At 70.1% G+C, this 19,812-nt stretch carries 20 protein-coding genes and 1 pseudogene; 10 read left to right on the top strand and 11 right to left on the bottom strand.

Annotation, left to right across the window (positions count from 1 at the left end; all coding sequences use genetic code 11):
• Positions 1 to 19: 19 nt before the first annotated feature.
• Together FNH21_RS12265 and FNH21_RS12260 are read right to left on the bottom strand one after the other, a co-directional pair.
• Positions 20 to 769, bottom strand: a complete 750-nt coding sequence (locus FNH21_RS12265; protein WP_152816098.1) for a ThuA domain-containing protein — start codon at positions 767 to 769, stop codon at positions 20 to 22.
• A pseudogene (locus FNH21_RS12260) lies at positions 769 to 1,875 on the bottom strand (Gfo/Idh/MocA family protein). Before FNH21_RS12260 ends, FNH21_RS12265 begins: the two are co-directional and overlap by 1 nt.
• Positions 1,876 to 2,045: 170 nt before the next feature.
• Here FNH21_RS12260 and FNH21_RS12255 point away from each other — a divergent pair.
• The 5 genes from FNH21_RS12255 (at position 2,046) to FNH21_RS12235 (ending at position 5,266) form a co-directional block, all read left to right on the top strand.
• Positions 2,046 to 2,900, top strand: a complete 855-nt coding sequence (locus tag FNH21_RS12255) for an SDR family oxidoreductase (RefSeq protein WP_152816095.1) — start codon at positions 2,046 to 2,048, stop codon at positions 2,898 to 2,900.
• 79 nt (positions 2,901 to 2,979) lie between these two features.
• Positions 2,980 to 3,420, top strand: coding sequence for a redox-sensitive transcriptional activator SoxR (soxR, locus tag FNH21_RS12250; RefSeq protein ID WP_152816092.1), 441 nt, complete (start codon positions 2,980 to 2,982; stop codon positions 3,418 to 3,420).
• Positions 3,421 to 3,467: 47 nt separating this feature from the next.
• A complete protein-coding gene (locus tag FNH21_RS12245; RefSeq protein ID WP_152816089.1) occupies positions 3,468 to 3,992 on the top strand; it encodes a flavin reductase family protein in 525 nt (174 codons plus the stop codon).
• Between the two features lie 40 nt (positions 3,993 to 4,032).
• Positions 4,033 to 4,662 (top strand): superoxide dismutase, encoded by a 630-nt coding sequence (locus tag FNH21_RS12240; protein ID WP_191931928.1) that lies wholly within the window; start codon positions 4,033 to 4,035, stop codon positions 4,660 to 4,662.
• Positions 4,663 to 4,822: 160 nt separating this feature from the next.
• A complete protein-coding gene (locus tag FNH21_RS12235) occupies positions 4,823 to 5,266 on the top strand; it encodes a GtrA family protein (protein ID WP_191931927.1) in 444 nt (147 codons plus the stop codon).
• Positions 5,267 to 5,557: 291 nt separating this feature from the next.
• On the opposite strand, the gene FNH21_RS12230 is transcribed toward FNH21_RS12235, so the two are convergent.
• Positions 5,558 to 5,941: a hypothetical protein gene (locus FNH21_RS12230; RefSeq protein ID WP_152816086.1), complete on the bottom strand. Its 384-nt coding sequence runs from the start codon at positions 5,939 to 5,941 to the stop codon at positions 5,558 to 5,560.
• Positions 5,942 to 5,948: 7 nt separating this feature from the next.
• Between FNH21_RS12230 and FNH21_RS12225 the strand changes: the two genes are divergently transcribed.
• On the top strand, positions 5,949 to 6,215 hold the full coding sequence (locus tag FNH21_RS12225; protein WP_152816083.1) for a hypothetical protein: 267 nt from the start codon (positions 5,949 to 5,951) through the stop codon (positions 6,213 to 6,215).
• Between the two features lie 371 nt (positions 6,216 to 6,586).
• A complete protein-coding gene (locus tag FNH21_RS12220) occupies positions 6,587 to 9,385 on the top strand; it encodes a glycoside hydrolase family 3 protein (protein ID WP_152816080.1) in 2,799 nt (932 codons plus the stop codon).
• 84 nt (positions 9,386 to 9,469) lie between these two features.
• Here the strand turns inward: FNH21_RS12220 and FNH21_RS12215 are convergent, their stop codons facing one another.
• The 3 genes from FNH21_RS12215 to FNH21_RS12205 form a co-directional block, all read right to left on the bottom strand.
• Positions 9,470 to 11,302, bottom strand: coding sequence for an immune inhibitor A domain-containing protein (locus FNH21_RS12215; RefSeq protein ID WP_241743242.1), 1,833 nt, complete (start codon positions 11,300 to 11,302; stop codon positions 9,470 to 9,472).
• A 229-nt stretch (positions 11,303 to 11,531) separates the two neighbouring features.
• Positions 11,532 to 12,665, bottom strand: a complete 1,134-nt coding sequence (locus tag FNH21_RS12210) for an aminotransferase class V-fold PLP-dependent enzyme (RefSeq protein WP_152816077.1) — start codon at positions 12,663 to 12,665, stop codon at positions 11,532 to 11,534.
• A gap of 39 nt (positions 12,666 to 12,704) precedes the next feature.
• Positions 12,705 to 13,946 (bottom strand): DUF2382 domain-containing protein, encoded by a 1,242-nt coding sequence (locus FNH21_RS12205; RefSeq protein ID WP_152816074.1) that lies wholly within the window; start codon positions 13,944 to 13,946, stop codon positions 12,705 to 12,707.
• 325 nt (positions 13,947 to 14,271) lie between these two features.
• Between FNH21_RS12205 and FNH21_RS12200 the strand changes: the two genes are divergently transcribed.
• On the top strand, positions 14,272 to 14,523 hold the full coding sequence (locus tag FNH21_RS12200; RefSeq protein WP_152816071.1) for a hypothetical protein: 252 nt from the start codon (positions 14,272 to 14,274) through the stop codon (positions 14,521 to 14,523).
• 14 nt (positions 14,524 to 14,537) lie between these two features.
• Here FNH21_RS12200 and FNH21_RS12195 read toward each other — a convergent pair whose 3' ends face one another.
• Complete coding sequence (locus FNH21_RS12195) at positions 14,538 to 15,527, bottom strand: MsnO8 family LLM class oxidoreductase (RefSeq protein WP_338403270.1); 990 nt, start codon at positions 15,525 to 15,527, stop codon at positions 14,538 to 14,540.
• Positions 15,528 to 15,713: 186 nt separating this feature from the next.
• Here FNH21_RS12195 and FNH21_RS12190 point away from each other — a divergent pair, with 186 nt between their 5' ends.
• Positions 15,714 to 16,556 carry a metal-dependent hydrolase gene (locus FNH21_RS12190; RefSeq protein WP_152816068.1) on the top strand — a complete coding sequence of 281 codons (843 nt, stop codon included), beginning with the start codon at positions 15,714 to 15,716 and terminating at the stop codon, positions 16,554 to 16,556.
• Positions 16,557 to 16,634: 78 nt separating this feature from the next.
• Positions 16,635 to 16,919, top strand: coding sequence for a hypothetical protein (locus FNH21_RS12185; RefSeq protein WP_152816065.1), 285 nt, complete (start codon positions 16,635 to 16,637; stop codon positions 16,917 to 16,919).
• 22 nt (positions 16,920 to 16,941) lie between these two features.
• Here the strand turns inward: FNH21_RS12185 and FNH21_RS12180 are convergent, their stop codons facing one another.
• The 4 genes from FNH21_RS12180 to FNH21_RS12165 all read right to left on the bottom strand — a co-directional run bounded on the left by FNH21_RS12180 (position 16,942) and on the right by FNH21_RS12165 (position 19,782).
• Positions 16,942 to 17,637, bottom strand: a complete 696-nt coding sequence (locus tag FNH21_RS12180; protein ID WP_152816062.1) for a DsbA family oxidoreductase — start codon at positions 17,635 to 17,637, stop codon at positions 16,942 to 16,944.
• A 63-nt stretch (positions 17,638 to 17,700) separates the two neighbouring features.
• Complete coding sequence (locus tag FNH21_RS12175) at positions 17,701 to 17,871, bottom strand: hypothetical protein (RefSeq protein ID WP_191931926.1); 171 nt, start codon at positions 17,869 to 17,871, stop codon at positions 17,701 to 17,703.
• Between the two features lie 160 nt (positions 17,872 to 18,031).
• The gene (locus FNH21_RS12170) at positions 18,032 to 18,913 is read right to left on the bottom strand and encodes a carbohydrate ABC transporter permease (protein WP_152816059.1); all 882 of its coding nucleotides are present in this window, start codon (positions 18,911 to 18,913) and stop codon (positions 18,032 to 18,034) included.
• Entirely contained in the window at positions 18,910 to 19,782 is an 873-nt protein-coding gene (locus tag FNH21_RS12165; RefSeq protein ID WP_055765629.1) for a carbohydrate ABC transporter permease, read from the bottom strand. Before FNH21_RS12165 ends, FNH21_RS12170 begins: the two co-directional genes overlap by 4 nt.
• Between the last annotated feature and the right edge of the window lie 30 nt (positions 19,783 to 19,812).

Raw genomic sequence — 19,812 nt, 5'->3', positions numbered from 1 at the left:
GGGCCTCCGACGTCTCCGGCTAGCCGGAGAACCAGTCCCGCGCCGGATTCTCCACCCGGGGCATCGAGCGGTCGCGGGCGGGCTGCGCCACCCAGTCCACGCCGTTGGCGAGGACGCGCTGGATCTGCGGGTGGTGATAGACGGGGTACTCCTGGTCCCCGGGGCTGAAGTAGAAGATGCGGCCCCTCCCCCGGGAGAACGTCACGCCCGAGCGGAAGACCTCACCGCCCTCGAACGAGCTGATGAAGATCAGGTCGTCGGGCTCCGGGATGTCAAACAGCTCCCCGTACATCTCCTGCTCCGGGATGATGATGGGGCTCTCGACGCCCGCGGCGATCGGATGGGACGGCTTGACGGTCCAGACGAGCTCGCGTTCGCCGTCGTTCCGCCACTTCAGGGAGCACGTGGTGCCGAGCAGCCGCGTGAGGATCTTCGAGAAATGACCCGAGTGCAGCACCACGAGCCCCATGCCGCCGAGGACATGGTGGTGGACGCGGTCCACCACCTCGTCCGCCACCTCGGCGTGGGCGATGTGCCCCCACCACAGCAGCACGTCGGTGCGGGCGAGCCGCTCCTCGGTGAGCCCGTGCCCGGGATCCGCGAGGGTCGCCGTCGAGACCTCCGAGCCGGGGAAGTAGCCGGCGAGGGACGCCGCGATGGCGCCGTGGATGCCCTGCGGATACATCTCCCCGATGGTGGCGGGCTCGTTGCGGGCCTCGTGGACGCCCTCGTTCCAGACGACGATGCTCGGTGCGCTCGTGAATTCCATCAGAGCAGGACCTCCCGGTGCTCGGTCGCGGACAGGTAGCAGGCGTCGATGACGCGGGCGCGGGTGAGTGCCACCGAGCCGTCGTGCCGGTGCCATTCGGCCTCCCCGGCACGGACCGCGGCCAGGAAATCGTCGATCACGCCCTGGTGACCCGCCGATGGTCCGATCCCGGGTGCGTACTCCCCGTCCTCGGTGAACACGCGGAGGTCCGGTGCCGCCTCGCTCGGTACGCCGACCCGCCTCAGCTCCGCACCGCCGTCGGTCCCGTACATCCGGAGCTCGATGAGGTCCTCGGCTCGCGGTAGGCGGCCCAGCCGGCTTCGAGGAGCAGGGTCACGCCACCCTCGAGCCGGAGGAACGCGGAGGCGAAGTCCTCCACCTCGAAGGCGGAATCCGCTGCCTGCTTCCCGTAGTCACCGCCACCGCGGCCCCGGGGCCCGAGCTCCGCGTAGGTGGACGCCGAGACCGAGAGGACCCGCGGCTCCCCCAGCAGATGGAGTGCCAGGTCCAGGACGTGGACGCCGATGTCCACGAGGGGTCCACCACCTGCCAGGTCACGGCTGGTGAACCAGCTGCCGAGGGACGGGATGCCGGATCGCCTCAGCCAGGCAGCCTTCACGTAGTAGGGGCGCCCGAGTCGGCCGTCGCCGATGACGCGCTCGAGGGCCGCGACGTCCCCGCGGCGCCGGTGGTTGAACGCGACGTCGAGCACGCGCCCCGCGCGCCGTGCGGCGTGCGGCGTCGACCATCGCCTGTCCCTCGTCACCGTTCCGGGCGATCGGCTTCTCGCTCAGCACGTGGAGACCCTGCTCCAGGGCGGCGACGGCGATGGGCGCGTGGAGGAACGTGGGAACGGCGACGCTGACGGCGTCGAGCCCGTCCAGCGCCAGCAGGTCCTCCCAGCGGGCGACGGCGTGCGGGATGCCGTACTCGGCCTGCAGCTCCGCGAGGAGCGCCGGTTCCATTCCGGCCAGGCCGAGGATCTCGACGTCCTCGCTGTTCGCGTACGCCTCGAGGTGCTGGCGGCCGGCCCAGCCGATCCCCACCACCGCCACCCGCAGGCGGCGCCCGTGGGTCGTTCCGTGCTCGTGCTGCGGGTCGGTCACTGATGCTGCCCTTCGCTCGTCGGCCCGGGCGGCTCCGGCGCGCACCCCTCCAGCAGTCCTACCGGCTCGCCGTGCCGGTGTCCATCCGAGCCGCCCGGGAAGCCTTTCGGCCTGATCCCGGTTACCGCCAGTAGACGCGCCAGCCGGGCGCCCGATCGGGAGGACTTGCCATGACCATCGTCATCACCGGAGCCACGGGGCACCTGGGCCGCCAGGTCGTCGAGCAGCTGCTGGCCCGCGGGGTGGACCCGTCCACCGTCGTCGCCGGGGGCCGCAACGAGGAAGCCCTCGCCGCACTGGCCTCGCACGGCGTCCGCACCGCGCGCATCGACTACTCGGACCCCTCCACCCTGGACGACGCCTTCGCCGGCGCCGAGAAGGTGCTGCTGATCTCCGGCAGCGAGGTGGGCAAGCGGTCGGTGCAGCACAAGGCCGTGATCGACGCCGCCCGCAGGGTGGACGCATCCCTCGTCTACACGAGCGCGCCGAAGGCCTCGACGTCGGCCCTCGTCCTCGCACCCGAGCACAAGGCCACCGAGGGTCTGCTCGAGGGATCCGGCCTCACCTACACCGTGCTGCGCAACAACTGGTACACGGAGAACTACGACGACACGATCCGCCAGGCCGCTTCCACCGGCAGCATCCTGACGAGCGCGGGGCGCGGCAGGGTGGCCAGCGCGACGCGCCGCGACTACGCGGAGGCCGCCGCCGTCGTCCTGCTGTCCGACGACTACGCGGGCGAGATCCTCGAGCTCGGCGGCGACGAGCCGTGGTCCGTCGACGAGCTCGCATCGGTGGTCGCCGACGTGCAGGGGAACGACGTCACGGTGGAGCAGGTCTCCACCGACCAGCACGTCGCCGCGCTCCAGGGCTTCGGGCTGGACGAGGGGACGGCTGGCTTCGTGGCCGCGATCGACGCGAACATCGCCGACGGCCTCCTGGCCGAGAGCGACGGGACGCTGTCCCGCATCATCGGCCGCCCCACCACGCCCCTCAGGCAGTACGTCGCGGAGTTGCTCGGGTAGCCGGCAGGCCGACGCGGGGCCGGCCGCCGCTACGCTGGCACGACGCATCCACGCACGACGGCGACCGGACGGGAGACCCATGCCGAACGATCAGGACCTCTCGGTGGGGCAGCTCGCGTCCCGCAGCGGCATGACGGTCTCCGCCCTGCACTTCTACGAACGCCAGGGCCTGATCCGGAGCCGCCGCACGTCGGGCAACCAGCGTCGTTACGACCGGTCCGTCCTGCGCCGCGTCGCCGTCATCCGGGCGGCGCAGCGCGCGGGCATCCCCCTCGCAACCGTCGCCACGGCCTTCGGCGAACTGCCGACGGACGGCGTCCCGGACCAGGAGGACTGGCAGCGGTTGTCGGCGGCCTGGCGGCAGGAGATCGAGCAGCGCATCGCCCAGCTGGAGCACCTGCGTGACCGTCTGGGTGGATGCATCGGCTGCGGTTGCCTCTCGCTCGCGACGTGCGGTTTCGTCAACCCGGACGACGACGCCGGGCGCCGCGGTGTGCCGTCGACCCTCCTCGATCCGTGATCCCCCGATTTGACCTCAACCTTTGTCGAGGTTCTAGCGTGGAGGATATGACAGCCTCGACGGACCACGCGGTCCCCACCGCCGATCTCTTCAAGGATGCGTTCCGCGCCCACCCGGCGGGTATCGCGGTCATCACGGCGCAGGGCCCGGAGGGGCCGGTGGGACTGACGGCGTCGTCCGTCTCGTCCGTCTCGGCCGAGCCGCCGGTCCTCGCGTTCTCCGTCTCGACGGCGTCGCAGTCCGCCGCCGTCCTGGTGCAGGCCGGGACGCTGGTGGTGCACCTGCTCGGAGCCGATCAGCTCGGTCTCGCCCAGCTCTTCTCCACGCGTGGCGCGGACCGCTTCGGCCCGGCCACGGACTGGCGCACCCTGCCGACGGGAGAACCGCTCCTGGCCGACGCGCCCTGGGCGCTGCGCTGCAGGATCCTGCACCGCCTGCCCGTGGGCGGTTCGATGATCCTCGCCGCGGACGTGCTGGGGATCGAACAGGCAGCGGACGACGGCGGGAGCGCACCGCTCGTCTACCACAACCGTTCCTACCACCGGCTGGGCGACCAGTCGCTGCTGGACTGAACGACCGAAGGACGACCACCCCATCACCGAGGAGGACTACGTGAGCGTTTACGTACTGCCGGATCTTGACTACGACTACGCGGCCCTGGAGCCGCACATCTCGGGCCGGATCATGGAGCTGCATCATTCCAAGCACCAGGCCACCTATGTCAAGGGCGCCAATGATGCCCTGGCGCAGCTGGCCGAGGCGCGTGAGAAGGGCGAGTTCGGGACCATCCCGAAGCTCTCCAAGGATCTGGCGTTCCATGTGGGTGGTGTGATCAACCACAGCATCTTCTGGAAGAACATGTCGCCCGAGGGCGGGGACAAGCCCGAGGGTGAGCTGGCTGCGGCGCTGGATGACGCGTTCGGGTCCTTCGGCGCGTTCCGGGCGCACTTCACGGCGGCGGCGACGTCGCTGCAGGGGTCGGGGTGGGCGGTCCTGGCGTACGAGCCGCTGGGGAAGAACATCGTGATCGAGCAGCTCTACGACCAGCAGGGCAACGTGCCGGTGGGCACGGTTCCGCTGCTGATGCTGGACATGTGGGAGCACGCGTTCTACCTGGACTACGTGAACGTGAAGCCCGAGTACGTGAAGGCGTGGTGGAACCTGGTGAACTGGGCCGATGTCCAGACCCGTTTCCAGGCCGCGAGGACCGGGGCCTCGACCCTGATCACCCCCGGCCACTAGCCACCCGACAGCGCACCGCACTGCGCGCTCCGGCCACCGGAAGGGCCACCCCTCAGGGGTGGCCCTTCCGTCGCGTCGAGGACTCGGCCGGCATCAGCCCCCTTTAGTTGCTTAGGCATCCTAAGTGTAGGATAGAGCGTCGGCACCGGAGGGAGGACATGTGCGCGCAGCACTGCGTCGGCTCGGCTCCTTCACCCTCGTGGGCACGGTGGCCTTCGTCGTCGACATCTCGGTGTTCAACATCCTCGCGTCCGGGCTCGGCATCGGGCCCATCTCGTCGAAGATCGTCTCCGTGGTCCTGGCCACCGGCGTCTCCTGGGTCGGCAGCCACTACCTGACCTTCCGGATGTTCGCCGGTCGGCCGAAGCGCGAGGAAGCGCTGCTGTTCGGACTCACCAACCTCATCGGGCTCGGCATCGCAGCCGCCTGCCTCGTCGTGTCCCACTACGTCCTGGGTCTCACGAGTCCGCTCGCCGACAACATCTCCGCGAACGTGATCGGGGTCCTGCTCGGCAACGTGTTCCGCTACGGGGCCTACCGTTTCTTCGTCTTCCGCCCGGCGTCCGTCCCGGCCTCGCCGCAACCCTGCGTGACCGATCCGTAGGCAGGTCCGGCGCCGAATCACCATCGGCGATGAGCGGCACACTCCCCTGGGAAGCTCCGGCCGTCCCGCGTACGATTGACCCAGATCATCAGCATGCTTCTGAAGCTGCTGTCCGCCCGCGTCCCGAAGAGTTCCCATGCGCGTCCGTCACGCCATCACCTCCCTGACCCTCAGTTGTGGCCTCCTGATCGCCCTCCCGGGCGTTGCCGTCGCACAGACCGTATCGACCACCCCTGACTCCCCCAACCAGACCGACCCGTCGACGCGGCAGCAGGGACCGGTGCTGCCACCTCACGCCAACGCGACGCTGCCGCCGATTCCGTTGCCGGCCCTCGAACCCGGGCCTCCGACGGGCCCTGGCGGAGCGCCGATCGAGACTCCGGGCCCTGTCCAGCCGCCGCCGCCGGGAACCGGCCCCACCGACCCGGCAGCGCCCGCTCCCCCGACCACCGATCCGTCGGTGGTCCCGACTCCAGTCCCCTCGATGCCGACCGCGGATCCCGCTCCGACCGTCGATCCTTCGAGCAGTCCGAGCACACCGGCCGGGACCACGCCCGATGAGAGCGCGAGTCCGTCCGCCACTGCCTCGGAGGATGCGGCGACGGCGCCCGCGACGGATTCCGCCGAGGCAGCCGCCGGGGCCGGGGCGCCTGCGAGGAACGTCGGCAATGACACCCGAGGCTTGGGCGCTCCTGCTCCCGGAGCTCGAACCGCACGCACCACGGCGGCCGCCCCGGCCACCTCGTCCGCATCGGCTGCATCGGCTGCATCGGCAGAGACGGCGGCCGAGGAGCAGCCGGCCGATGATGTCGTCGCCGAGGCCGCCACCCCGCTCGGCGCGGACCCCGTCCGGTACATCGCTGCGGGCGTCCTCAGCATCGTCGCCGTCGCCCTGGCCCTGGCGATCGCCGTCGTCTCCCAGCCTCGCCGCCCGCGCCGCACGCACTAGACCACGCACACGGAAGGAGCCGGGACACGCGTCCCGGCTCCTTCTGCGTTCGGGCGACGGACCGCGGCGGGCCGGCGGACCCGGCGCGCACACACCGGAAGAGCGCCGCACGAGGTGACCTCGACGGAGCGCTGCACTCTGAACCGGTTCACCGCGTAGCGCTGCTCGCGGACTAGAGTGCCGGCGGCACATTTCAGGTAGATGAGCGTCATTTCCGAGAAGTCCCTGTGAACCAGACTCGAAGGAGACTTGGTCTTCTTTCTGCCCGCCGTGGTGCAGGGACACCCGTGGTGCATGGCGGCTCAGGAGCCTCCGCCCGTGGTGCGTTTCTCCGCCAGGTCCTCCCATCCGCACCATGCAAGAGGAACACCTTGATCACGAAGACACTCACGCGCCGCAACCGGACGGCCCTCGCCGTCACGTCCGGCGCCCTGGCCCTCGCCGTCACCGCAGGCGTCGGGCTCCCCGCCGTAGCCGCACCACCCGCAGACTCCCCCTCGCGGTCCGAGAACAACAACGGCGCCGGCCGCGGCGCCCAGCAGGACGCCCGCGAGAAGGCCCTGGGCAACGGGTCGGGCCGCAAGACCACCGTCGCACCGGTCAACGGGGCCTGGATGAACACCCGGCTCTCCTCGGACAGGCGCGCAGACCTCCTCCTCGCCCAGATGACCCTCGAGGAGAAGGTGTCGCGCCTGCACGGCGAGTTCAGTGGCGAGACCGCGTTCTACATCGCGCCGCTCGAGCGGCTCGGCATCCCCGCCCTGCTCCTGACCGACGCCGGAGCGGGTGTCCGCGTCACGAACCAGGACACCAATGACGGCAGGGCCACGGCCCTCCCTGCACCGCTCGCCCTCGGTGCGACCTGGGACACCTCACTGGCTGCCAAGTACGGGGACATCCTCGGCGCGGAGACGCGTGCATCCGGCCAGAACGGACTGCTCGGTCCTACCGGAGACCTCGTGCGCGATGCCCGCTGGGGGCGCGCCTTCGAGAGCCTGGGCGAGGATCCCCGCCTGACCTCGCGTCTCCTCGAGGCCCAGGTCCAGGCCGTACAGAAACACGACGTCGTCGCAACCGTCAAGCACCCTGCCGCCTACTCGCAGGAGGAGTCACGTCTGGCCGGTGGCAACGTCGCCATCAGTGAGCGGGCCCTCCGCGAGGTGTACCTGGCGCCCATCGAGGCAGCCATCAAGGCCGGCGTCGGCTCCGCCATGTGCTCCTTCAACAAGGTCAACGACGTCTACGCCTGCGAAAGCTCCGAGGTCTTCGACATCCTCAAGGAGGACTACGGCTTCGCGGGCTTCATCCAGACGGACTACGGAGCAACCCACAGCACGGTCGACGCCGCCAACACCGGGCTCGACGTCGAATTCCCGGCCGCCGTGTACTTCGGGCAACCGCTGATCGACGCCGTGAACCGGGGTGAGGTGAGCACCGCCACGATCGACGACAAGGTGCACCGCATCCTCCGCACCATGTTCGAGTTCGGCAGCTTCGACACCCCGGTCGCGGTCACGCCGATCGACGTCGCGGCCGGCAATGCCGTGGCACGCGAGGTGGCCGAGAGCTCCGCCGTCCTGCTGAAGAACGACGCCCCGGCCGGTTCGCCGTCGGCCGCCCTCCCGATCGACGCCGCCTCGATCTCCTCCCTGGCAGTCATCGGCGCGGACGCGGACGCCCTCGCCACCGGGGGCGGCAGCTCCGTGGTGAAGCCGACCAGCACCTCCACCCCCCTCGATGCGCTCACGGCCCGTGCCGGTGCCGGCGTCGAGGTCACCTACGCCGAGGGCACCGACCCGGTCGGACCGGCGCACTCGCTCAGCGGTGCGGCGGTCCCGTCCTCCGTCCTCGCCCCTGCAGGTCAGCCGACGGCGACCGGCATCACCGCGGAGTACTGGTTCAACGGCGCCGACACGGCGGGCACTCCGACGGTGACACGCGTCGAGGACCAGGTCGCCATGAGCGCCGGTTTCCTCGCCCTCGACGGACTGTACGGCTCGTCGGTCCCGAAGATCCCGGGCTACCCGTTCGGCGGTCCGCTGACCGCACGCTGGTCCGGCACCATCACGGCTCCCGCCACCGGCGAGTACACCCTCTCGCTGACCGGCTTCGGCAGCGCGCGGCTGTTCCTGGACGGCGAAGAGGTCATCGATGCCTCCGATCCCCACGCCGTCCGCACTGACTCCAGCCTCGCGCTGCAGCTCGAGGCGGGCGAAACCCGCGACCTGCGCGTCGAGTACTCCAACAACGCGAGTGATCCCGACCAGGAATCCGCCGCCGACCTCGTCATGACCTGGGAGCACCCGGAGGACGTGGTGACCCCGGCGGTCGCGGAGGCCGTCGCCGCCGCCAAGGCATCGGACGTCGCCGTCGTCTTCGCCCGGGACTACGTGGGCGAGGGTCGCGACAAGAACACGCTGACGCTGGCCAACGAGCAGGATTCCCTGATCGAAGCCGTCTCCGCCGCGAATCCGCGCACCGTCGTCGTCCTGACGACCGCAGGTTCGGTCACCATGCCGTGGCTCGACCGCGTGCCGTCCGTGCTCGAGGCCTGGTACGGCGGCCAGGAGCAGGGCGCGGCGATCGCGCGCGTCCTCTTCGGCGACGTCAACCCGTCCGGCAAGCTGCCGGTCACCTTCGCCACCGGAGATGCCGCGACACCGACGGCCGCGCCGGCCCTCTTCCCGGGCATCGGCAGGACGGCCTCCTTCGCCGACGACGTGAACATCGGCTACCGCGGCTATCTCGCCGCAGGCATCGCCCCGCAGTTCTCCTTCGGTCACGGCCTGAGCTACACCGACTTCGGGTACTCGAAGCTCAAGCTGAACTCCTCGGGCAAACCCGTGAAGAACGGCGGCACGGCGAACGTCAAGGTGACCGTCGACGTCGCCAACACCGGCGCCCGCGCCGGCAGGGAGACCGTGCAGGTCTACGTCGGCTCGCTCCCGACGACGGCGGTCGCCACGCCGGCACGTCAGCTCGCCGGCTTCGCGAAGGTGGACATTCCGGCCGGGCGGACGTCCAAGGTCACGATCGATCTCGACCCGCGCGCGTTCTCCTACTGGGATTCGGCGACCGACGCCTGGGTGACGCCGACCGGCAACGTCCCGGTCTACGTCGGCACGTCCTCCGCGGACGCCACCCTGCAGGGCACCGTCAGCATCCGCTGACGACGCGGCACCACGTCCGCACAGAAGGAGCCGGGACGCGTGTCCCGGCTCCTTCTGTGCCTGCGGGCGAGTGCCCGCGGCGGACTAGCGGACCTGCAGGGTCAGCATGCCTGTCGGGTTGGACTGCACGACCTCGATCGTCGTCCCCGTCCCGGCGACGACGACGGACCCCTGCGGGTTCGTGACGTCGTAGTAGGCGTTCGGGTCGGTGTCGTCGAAGACGGCGACACCGGGCTGCGACGGAGCCGTGACCGTGCTCGAGCCCGCTGCGGTCTCGCGGTGCAGGCTCAGCGCGTCCGTGGCCTGCTTGCCGAAGGTGGCGTCGAAGCTCTGGATGCGGTTGCGGACCACGGTGCCGTCCGACCAGGTGAGCGCCCTGGGATGCGCATCGACCGGGAGTGCCAGGCCGGCCCCGGGGTGCTGGCGCGTGTTGTTGTTGCTCTGCGCGGTGTTCCAGTAGGTGATGCTCAGGCCGTCCTGGTACGCGTAGTGCTCCACGGTGTCCGGCGCGGTGACGCCCCAGCCGAAGTTGTACGGACCGGTGGCGAGCGTCGCGTCGTAGCCGGCGTAGACCCGGTTCTCGGCGATGTAGAAGCGGTCCTTGCCGGCCGCGTCCTTCGGCAGGTTCACGACGACGGCCTGCGGGGCCTTCGTGGCGTGGAAGGACGGCCCGATCTTGTGGGTCGACTTCACACCGGCCGTGGCCACGTCGTAGTCCAGCCAGCCGAGCTGCAGCTTCTCCCAGGCGCCCATGTGGTTCGGGGTGGTGCCGATGGAGCCGTCACCGTGGCCGAGCCAGGAGCCGGAGCTCATGAGGGTCCAGAAGCCCGTGCCGTTCTCGCCGCCACTCGTGTCGTACAGATCGGGCAGGCCGAGGTCGTGTCCGTACTCGTGCGCGAAGACGCCGAGGCCGCCGTTCTCGGGCTCGGTGGTGTAGTCACGGATCCAGACGTCCGAATCACCGATCTTGATGCCGCCGAAGGGGTTGGCTGCCGGGCCGGCCGTGCCGCGTCCCGCCTGGCCCACGGACCAGCGGTGCGACCAGATGGCCGACGACGCCGCGCCGGCCTCCTCGCCCTCTCCGGCGTGGATGGCCTGGAAGTGGTCGATGTAGCCGTCGGCCTCGTCGAAGTCGCCGTCCTTGTCGAAGTCGTAGCGGTCCCACTGGTCGAAGGTCGCGAGGTAGGCGTCGATCTCGGCTGCTGTCTTGCCTCCCGCGACCTGTGAGTCGTACCAGGCGTCCGCGGTGTCCTGCACGAAGCGCGTCATGTCGGCCTGGCTCTCGGTCTCGCCGTAGCTGGCCGAGGTGTAGGGGACGGTCACCCAGTCGCTGACGTCGCCGTCGACGGTGTAGCGGCCGCTCGACATCTCCTCGTAGACGCCCTTGAGCGATTCGCCCTCCTCGCTGAAGAACATGTCGAGGTAGTGCTCGCGGTCGAAGGTGTCGGACCAGTAGGTGGAGTTGTCCACCGCGCGGTCGGGCTCCTTGATGGCGCCGCTGACGGGGCCGGCGGTCGAGGCGGGGAAGCGGGGGTCCACCGTGTCGCCGAACTGGACGAGGAAGGAGAGGATCTGGTCGCTGTCCTGCAGTCCGTACTGCGCCCACTGGCCGGGGGCCACCTTGACCGCCCTGGACCCTCCTCGGTCCTCGATCTTCGCTGCACCGGAGATGACCTTCGCCACGCCCTGCTGGTTGCGGTCGCTGCGCTCCTCGGCCGCGGGGTCGGAACGATCATGGAGCTTTTCGGCAGCGCCGTCGGCGGTGGGCGAGGAGGTGAAGGACGACGACGTCACGGTCGGTGCGTCCGCCGTGGCACCGGCGGTGGCCTGCGCGCTCACCGGAGCGAGGACGACGGCGCTGGTCACGGCGAGCGCCATCGCGCACCGCAGCCTCCGGGTACGAGGAATGGAATTCAAGGGTTCTCCTTCATGAAATGTCCCAGCTGGTGTGTTGCATCTGCAGGCTGAGTACCTGGCGTGGCAGAACATGTTGCCTAGGTCACACGTTCTGCTGGGCACGCTAGCACCGCGCCAGGACACTTCGGAAGATCGTTGCCCTTTGTGAACCATCGGCGTGTCCGCCTCTGGTGGAGGAGGGCGGAGCGACGTATAGTGCCACGCCGACAGGGTGCCGGACGGCGTCCGCCTACCTGAAGGACGCGAGCACTCCGGCCGCCTCGCCGAACACCTCGGAACGGGTGGTCGCGTGCACGGAGAGGCGGATCCGGTCCGCGCCGTGGACCGTCGTCGAGATGCCCGCGGCCCTGAGGGCGGCCTGCGCCTCGGCAGCGCGGCCGATGACCTGCGCCACCACGATCCCCGCCCGCTCCGCACGGTCGCGCGGGGAGAGGACCGGAACACCGGCGTCGTCGAGCTGCGCGATGAGCGCCTGCGCGTGCGTCGACACGATGCCCTCGATCGCGGGAACCCCCACCGACTCGATCAGCTCGAGGGCTTCCGCGAAGGCGCCGCTCGCGTAGGGCGAGAGGTTCGAGATCGAGAACCGCCCGGCACCCGGCAGCGGCGGGTGCTCCTCACCGTCGTACCGTCGGGACTCGGTGACGCCCGTCCAGCCGGTGAGCAGCGGTTCGATCCGCTCCACGCCCCGCTGCGACACGGCGATCCCGGCCACGCCCCAGGCGCCGCGGACCCACTTCTGGGCGCCGGTGATCAGGACGTCGGCGAGCGTCCAGTCGTTGTCCACGACGCCGAATCCCTGGATTCCGTCGACGACGAGGAGCCGCTCAGGGCCGATCACGTCCCGGATGCCGGGAAGATCAGCGCGGTAGCCGGTCCGGAAGTCGACGGCGCTGACGCTCACCGCCACGGTGTCGTCGGTCAGTCCGCGCGCGACGACGTCCGGTGTCATGTGCGTCCCGGGTTCGCCGATGAGCTCGACGCGGGCCCGCCCGGCATCGCTGGTGCGCAGCCAGGGGTACATGTTGGACGGGAACTCGCCGGCGCCGACCAGCACCGTGCCGCCGGTCAGGCCGAAAGCCACCTGGAACAGCCCGAGCGACGTGCTCCCCGTCAGCCCCACCTGCTCGAAGGGGAAACCGGCGAGCCTCGCGAACGCGGACCGGGCCCGCAGGTCCTCGCCGTGCAGCTGGTCCGATGCGGCCGCGTCGCCGTCACCGGCGGTCTGCAGCAGGTGAGACACCCGGTCCGTGACCCGGGCCGACGTCGGACCGTAGCTGGCGAAGTTCAGGTAACCGGGCGCCTCGGAGAAGGCGGCCTGATAGTCGGCGAAGACTGCGGCGTCGTTCCCGGTGGCTCCCATGCTGCCAACCCTACGGTCGCCGAGGTGTCCGCGCTCCTGTCAGCGCCGCCTCTTCCCGCCCTTCATGAGCGGGTTCGCCCTCGATCCGGTGGTCGAAGGTCTCCCTGAACCCGTCCGGGTGCGGTCGCGGGCGGAGGACGTGCGGCCGCGGGTCGAGGAGGTGCGCCCTCGGCTGGTCGGCGCGTCGTCGACGTCGGCGGCATCGACGACACCGGCGCTGCCCTCGGCGCGGCCCTCGACGCTGCCTGGAACAGTGCCCGAGCCAGTGCCTGAGACAGTGCCTGAGACAGAGCTGGTGATCCGCTCCTTGCGGACCTCCTCACGGACCGTCGCCCGGCCGTCCACCTCGACCTTTCTCAACCGCACGCGTTCGAGGGCCACCGTCTCCTGGCCCACGACGGCGACTTCCTCCCGCGCCACGAGTTCCACGGACTGCTCCTGGAACGGCGCGCCGTCATCGTCGAGGTTCGATGCCGACGTGACGGGTTCCACGTCGATCCGCAACTTCTCGCGCTTCAGGGGAACGGCCAGCGTGGCCTCTTCGGTGACGACGTACTTCCGCAGGCGCACGCGGGCAGCTTCGACCCGCTCGGTGCCCACGCGGAGCCGCTCCTCGGACCGGACGACCCACGGGGTGCCGCCCTCGTCGTGGGTCTGCGGGGCGCCCCCGTCGGGGGTGCGTGTGCCGACCGCGTCCTCTGAGCCTGTTCCTGCAGCGCCGAGCGTGCGCGTGCGGCCGTCGTCGTGGGTCTGCGGTGCGCCCTCGTCGGGGGTGCGTGTGCCGACCGCGTCCTCTGAGCCTGTTCCTGCAGCGCCGAGCGCGTGCGTGCGGCCGTCGTCGAGCGGTCGCGTATCGCCGTCGTCGGGCATGCGCATTCCGCCGTCGCCGGGAACAGCCGGGCCCTCCGGCTGCAGCATCACCGCCGGGGTGGCCGGGGCCGACGACGTCGCGGGGGGCGCGACCCGATCCAGACCGTAGTGCCGATACAGCTCGGCCTCCTCCTCGGGACCGAGGTGGCCGTCCCGATCGATCGACGGAGCATGCTTGATGAGATCGCGCGGGTAGGCGACCACGAGCTTCTGGCCCTGCACCGACGCCCCCTCCAGCGGCACGAAGGACTCCCGCGTGCCGAAGAGACCCGTGTGCACGGTCACCCAGGTGGGCCGTTCGTCGGCGTCGTCGAGGTAGACGACACCGATCGAGCCCACCCTGTCGCCGTCACCCGACTGCACTGCGCTGCGGCGTCGGATCAACGGATCGAGGTCGGTCATCGAGAGCATGCGGAGTCCTGTCGTCGGGAGCGGCCACCGAAGGGGCGGCTGAACCTCAGGGTAGGGCCGTCCGGCAGGATATAGCAAGCATGCTTACTAATCACCCGGGCAGTCAGCGCACCCTGAGCGGCACCGCCGGGCGGCACTGCCTGCCACGTGTGATGCATCGTACGCCCGGTTTATTTTGAGCAACTCATAATAAGAACTAGCCTGAGAGAACGGCCGCAGCCAGGACGGCGCGGGTCCTCCCCGATGCACTCCCCGTGCTGTGCCGTGCCCTGAATCATCCTGCCCGACACCCCCGGGCGGCCCCCACCGACGTGAGGATGCACCCATGACGATCATCGACCGCCCCCGCTACGCCCGCCACTCCGCCGCAACCATCCACCAGCCGGCAGCAGGTGCCTCGGACCTGCCGGGTGGTTCCTACGTCACCGGCTCGATGCCGCGGCCCGGCACGGAGGGCACCTACGTCTCCACCGCAGCACGAGCCAGCGGCCAGGCCCGTCCCCTGCAGCGGGGTACCTACGTGTCCTCCGCCCTCCCGTCGGTACAGCGCGGGGGCACCTACACCTACGCGGGCTGAACCGGCCCGGCACTTCAGCGGAACAGGTCCGCCAGGAGTTCGTCCGAGCGCGCCCGGCCCTCGAGGTCGTAGGCGCCGCCACTGACCAGCAGCTCGTCCGCCCCGGTACGCGCCTGCAGATCGACGAGGGCACGGTCCACCTCGGGTGGCGTCCCGTGGACGGCCGAGCGGAGCGACTCCTCGACGTACCCGGATTCACGTTCCGTCAGGCCCTCCCCCGTCTCGGCCCGAAGCGGCGGGAACGAGCCCCTCGTCCGCGAGGAGGCCAGGGCCCGCGCCTCCGGCAGCAGGAGCCGCCGTGCCGCCGCCGTCGTCTCCGCGACGGCGACGTTCAGGGACGCGAGGACGTACGGCCGGTCCCACCAGCGGGAAGGCCGGAAGGACTCGCGGTACAGCTCCAGGGCGCCACCGCCCTCGTGGGCGAGCGCGGGGCCACCGACGACGACGGCCAGACCGGCCCGCGCGGCGACCTCCACGCCGTGCCCGGTCGCGAGAACGAACACCGGTGTCCGCGCACCGTCCACGGGCCTGGCCGTGACCGGTGCCGAACCGTCGAGGAAGGCGAGCAGATCGTCGACGTCCTCGCCGAACCGGGCGGCCTCGTCCTTGCCCGTCCGCAGCGCCGATCGCACGGCCTGCGTGAATCCGAGCGATCGCCCGATCCCCAGGTCGAAGCGGCCCTCGAAGAGCGCGCCCAGCGTGGCGGCCTGCTCGGCGACGACCAGCGGCTGGTGATTGGGCAGCATGATGCCGCCGCTCCCCACGCGGATCGTCGAGGTCCTCGATGCGACTGCTGCCGCGAGCACGGCGGGCGCCGATCCGGCGATCCCCGGCACGCCGTGGTGCTCCGCCACCCAGAACCGCCGGTATCCCAGTTCCTCCGCGCGTTGCGCACGCGCGATCACCTGGTGCAGGGTCTCCGCCTCGGGCGAGCCCTGGCGTGACTGCGCTCGGTCGAGGATGGACACGGCAGCGAAGGGGAGGGGCATACCGGTGGGAACCACGGGCGTCCCGGCCCCATTCCGCGCGTGAAGCGCCGCGTGACGTCTCCTGACGGCAGGAGGGTGGTATGTCCGGGAAGTGCTCCCTGGCAACCGCTGCGGATAATGACCGTGCCACCGGGCAGGATGGGAGATCGCCGCCGGCCGTCATCCCGCGCCGGCGTGGTCTATCCCGAAAGGACTCCCGCCATGATGGGCGCCCACCATGCTGCCTGCGGCGCTGCCGCATGGGTCGCTGCCACTACCCGGATCGAGGTCCACCCGGCCCTGATCGTCCCGGTCCTCCCCGAATCGATGACCCTCGGCCTCGGGCTGCTGGACGTCAGCGCGGTCGGCGTGGTCACCGGAGCGCTCGTCACGGCGGGCGCGGCCCTCCTGCCGGACGCCGACCACCACAGCGCCACGATCGCCCACTCACTCCCTCCGCTGTCCAATCTCTTCTGCGCCGGCGTCGGCATGATCTCGGGCGGCCACCGCCGCGGCACCCACTCGCTGCTCGGTGTGGCCGCCTTCGTCGCCGTCGCCTTCCTCGCCGGCCTCTGGACGGTGGAGACCGCCCGGTTCGGTACCGTCTACCCGGGCGCGGGGCTGCTCACCGTGCTGCTCGTCTCCTTCGCGGCGAAGGCACTGAAGATCATCCCGGACGGCATGCGGAGATCGCCCTGGGCCGTCGGGCTGACGGCCGGGGCCTTCGTCACGGCCTTCGCCCCGGAGGAGCAGTTCTGGTTCCCGCTGGCCGTGGGCATCGGGGTCGTGGTGCACATCCTCGGTGACATGCTGACGACCGGCGGCTGCAATCCGGTCTACCCCCTGCGGCTGCGGAGACCGCGACGCCTCACCGGCGTTCCGGTGATCGCGCAGGTGTGGCGGCCGAACGGCAACATCGCCGTGCCCCTGCTCGGCAACGCGGGTTCGATCCGCGAGTGGTGCCTGCTGGTTCCGGTCTCGCTCTACGCCGTCGGCGGCATCGGGTGGGCCGTGACGCGGATCGGCGACGGCGGCGTGATCACCCGCGCGTCGGGCCTCGGCTGACAGCTGCCGGGCGTACGAAAACAGCTGGAAACACGACCGGGATACCGTCGGGTCCGAGCAGAGAGCGCAAGGAGGACCATGGAGCGCAACAGATTGTTCTTCGATCCCCTGCAGGGCGAGGGCCGACGGCCGGAGGAGAACCTGCTGGAGCAGGACGACGACGGACAGGAGTCACCCGCCGCTCCGCGACGCCGCCGGCTGGACCCGGAAGAGGTGCAGGTCCAGCGGCGGCGCGAGATGGACCGCGTGCAGGAGGAGCTGAGGAAGATGGCGAGTGGGCTACCCGTCGTCATCTCGCCGTCCCGGCGTGATCGCGCCGGGGGCCGATTCGGTCAGGCGTCCGACGAGGGCCGATCGATGTGATGTGGCCGGTCGCGCCGGCTGCTCAGCACCCGTCGGGGCCGCAGGCCGGGCCGTCGCCCGACGGCGTCAGGGACACCAGCGGATGCGCCTCCTGCCAGGCCTGATCCAGGGCCTGCCGGAACAGCCCGGTGGGCTGGGCTCCGGAGATACCGTACTTCCGGTCGATGACGAAGAACGGGACGCCCTGGACGCCGATGGTGCGCGCTTCCTCGATGTCGCGGCGGACGTCGTCGGCGAATCGGTCCCCGGCGACGGTGGACCGGACCTCGTCCTCCGCAAGCCCGATCCCCACGCCGAGCCGGACCAGGACATCGACGTCGGACGTGTCGAGACCCTGTTCGAAGTGCGCGGACATGACGGCTTCCTTGGCGGCATCGCCCCGGCCGTGGGCTTTGGCGAGATGCAGGAAGCGGTGGGCGGTGAAGCTGTTCCCCACCACGATCCGGTCGACGTCGAAGGCGAGACCCTCGCCCTCCGCCTGCTGGGCGAGGTGCTGCCACATCTGCCGGACCTGGTCCGGAGCGATCCCCTTGCGCTCCGCGAGGTACTGCTGCTCCGTGCCCTCGTAGTGATCGGGGAGGTCCGGATCCAGCTGGTAGCTCTTCCAGGTGACCTCCACGCCGTCCCGGTGCGGGAAGTCGGCGAGGGCCTTCTCGAAACGGCGCTTGCCCACGAAGCACCACGGACACTTGACGTCGGACCAGATCTCGATCTTCATATCGGGGACAACCGCGATGGGCTCGGGCCCTATTCCCCGGGGGTCGGGGCCCGAGCGCCGGTGCTACCTCCGGTTGAGGAGGTTGCGGAGGATTCCGCCGGCCTTGCCGGACGGCACCGGTGTTCCGCGCCGTCCGCCGGACACGCCGCCGGCGGAGCGGCCCGACGTCGTGCCGGTGCCGGACCTGCCGAGGTAGCGGCTCGCTGCATTCTTGACCATATTGCTGATACCCATGGGATCTCCTTCGGTCGTGCGCCTCACACCCGAAATACTCAGGTGGCTTAGCAGTTTACCCGTCCGGCACCGCAGCGGCCAGCAACGGCCAAGAGCGCGGATCGCCGAAGTGATGGGGCAGAACCGGCCGCCGCCTGCACCACGTCCGGGGCCGGTCCGCCTAGCCCTTCACGGAGCCGTCACTCAGCCCCGCGACGAGGTACTTCTGGGCGATGAAGGAGATGGCGATCACCGGAAGGGTCAGCAGCATGGCCGCCGCACCTGCCTGCTGGAGCATGGGAAGGGTCTGGCCCAGCTGGGTGGTGATGAAGACCGGCACCGTCTTGGAGGCCGTGTCGGTGAGCACCAGCGCGGTGAGGTACTCCTGGAAGGCGAAGAGGAAGACGAAGACACCGGCGGTGAGGATGCCGGGCCGCATCAGCGGAATCATGATGCGGCGCAGCGTGCCCCACCGGGTGCAGCCGTCGATCATCGCCGCCTCGTCCAGTTCCTTGGGGATCTCGGCGAAGAAGTTGCGGAGCAGCCAGATGCTGAAGGGCTGGTTGATGGCCACGAGCGCTGCGGCCAGCGCGAAATTGGTGTCGTAGATGCCGAGCGCCCGGCTGATGTCGTACATGGGCAGCACCACTGCGAAGCGGGGCAGGGACCTGAAGACCAGGGCGAGGAGCAGCAGGATCGCCGAGACGTACCCGGGGAAGCGGGAGAGCGCGTAGGCGGCGGGGATGCCCAGCACCAGGGCGACGACCGTGGAGATGACCGCCACCACGGCGGTGTTGACCAGGTATTCCGCGAAGTACGTGGTCTCCCACAGGTTCTTGAACGCCTCGAGGGTGGGCGTGTAGCCGCTGAGTACCGGCGGGTTCGCGAAGGCGACGTCGGTGGGCTTGGTGACCGACAGCGCCGTCCAGATGAAGGGCGCCAGCATGAGGACGGCCAGCAGGATCAGCAGGATGGCGGCGGTCGGGTTCGCCCGTCGGCGGCGGCGCTTCGGGGCCGGCACCACGACCCTCGTGGCCGGTGCAGTGGCGGTACTGGGCATCATGCTTTGGCCTTCGCTTCCTTGAGGAGGTCCCGGATGAAGGGGAAGAGGCAGATCAGGATGAGGAGGATCGAGAGCACGTTAACTGCGCTGCCGAGTCCCAGCTGCTGCGAGCCGTCCCGGAACGCATTGTCGAAGACGTAGAACATGATGGACTCGTTGCCGATCGCATCCGCCTGGGGCGAGAGCGGGATCAGGCTGTCGAAGGTGCGGAGCACGTCCATGATGGTGATCAGGCAGACGAAGCCGATGATGCCGCGCATGGTCGGGATGATCACCCAGAGGTGCATCTTCAGCGCGTTGGCGCCGTCGATCCTGGCTGCCTCCCGCAGTTCCTTCGGCACGCCCTGGAGGCCGGCGAGGATCATGAGCACCGAGAACGGCAGCAGGTGCCAGACGGTGTGCGCGATGATCATGACGCGGTTGGGCCAGGTGTCGGTGAACCACAGGAGTTCCTGCCCGGTCAGCCGCTCGATCACGAGGTTCAGCACCCCGCCGAAGTTCGAGTTGAAGAGCCACGAGAAGCTCACCGCCCCGACGACGCCGGGAAGCACATAGGCCACGAGCATGGAACCGAGGATGTAGGGGCGGAGCTTCCCCAGACCGTTGACGCCGATGGCCACGAGGTAGCCGACGACCAGGATGAGCGCCGTGACGATGGCGGTGAGCAGGAGGGTGAAGAAGACGGCGCGGCCGAACCGGGGGTCGCCGAGGGCCTGCGTGTAGTTGGACAGGCCGATGAAGGTGCCCGCCTGTCCGTAGTTGACCTCCTGGAAGCTCCACTGGACGGTGCGGATCAGGGGGAGGACGAGCAGGCCCACCATGACGAGCAGGCTGGGGCCGATGAAGCTGGCGAATTCACGACGACGCACAAGGTACTCCTGGCTTCGGAAGAGACAAGG

The organism is Arthrobacter bussei, assembly GCF_009377195.2.
GTDB classification, from domain to species: Bacteria; Actinomycetota; Actinomycetes; order Actinomycetales; family Micrococcaceae; genus Arthrobacter_D; species Arthrobacter_D bussei.
This window is presented reverse-complemented; position numbering and strand designations above follow the sequence as displayed.

Coding starts and splice junctions, on each gene's coding strand:
- FNH21_RS12255 (WP_152816095.1), top strand. CDS start 2,046: ATGACCATCGTCATCACCGGAGCCACGGGGCACCTGGGCCGCCAGGTC.
- FNH21_RS12265 (WP_152816098.1), bottom strand. CDS start 769: ATGGAATTCACGAGCGCACCGAGCATCGTCGTCTGGAACGAGGGCGTC.
- FNH21_RS12170 (WP_152816059.1), bottom strand. CDS start 18,913: ATGATGCCCAGTACCGCCACTGCACCGGCCACGAGGGTCGTGGTGCCG.
- FNH21_RS12185 (WP_152816065.1), top strand. CDS start 16,635: ATGGAGCGCAACAGATTGTTCTTCGATCCCCTGCAGGGCGAGGGCCGA.
- FNH21_RS12210 (WP_152816077.1), bottom strand. CDS start 12,665: ATGGGAGCCACCGGGAACGACGCCGCAGTCTTCGCCGACTATCAGGCC.
- FNH21_RS12200 (WP_152816071.1), top strand. CDS start 14,272: ATGACGATCATCGACCGCCCCCGCTACGCCCGCCACTCCGCCGCAACC.
- FNH21_RS12180 (WP_152816062.1), bottom strand. CDS start 17,637: ATGAAGATCGAGATCTGGTCCGACGTCAAGTGTCCGTGGTGCTTCGTG.
- FNH21_RS12245 (WP_152816089.1), top strand. CDS start 3,468: ATGACAGCCTCGACGGACCACGCGGTCCCCACCGCCGATCTCTTCAAG.
- FNH21_RS12205 (WP_152816074.1), bottom strand. CDS start 13,946: ATGCTCTCGATGACCGACCTCGATCCGTTGATCCGACGCCGCAGCGCA.
- FNH21_RS12190 (WP_152816068.1), top strand. CDS start 15,714: ATGATGGGCGCCCACCATGCTGCCTGCGGCGCTGCCGCATGGGTCGCT.
- FNH21_RS12175 (WP_191931926.1), bottom strand. CDS start 17,871: ATGGGTATCAGCAATATGGTCAAGAATGCAGCGAGCCGCTACCTCGGC.
- soxR (WP_152816092.1), top strand. CDS start 2,980: ATGCCGAACGATCAGGACCTCTCGGTGGGGCAGCTCGCGTCCCGCAGC.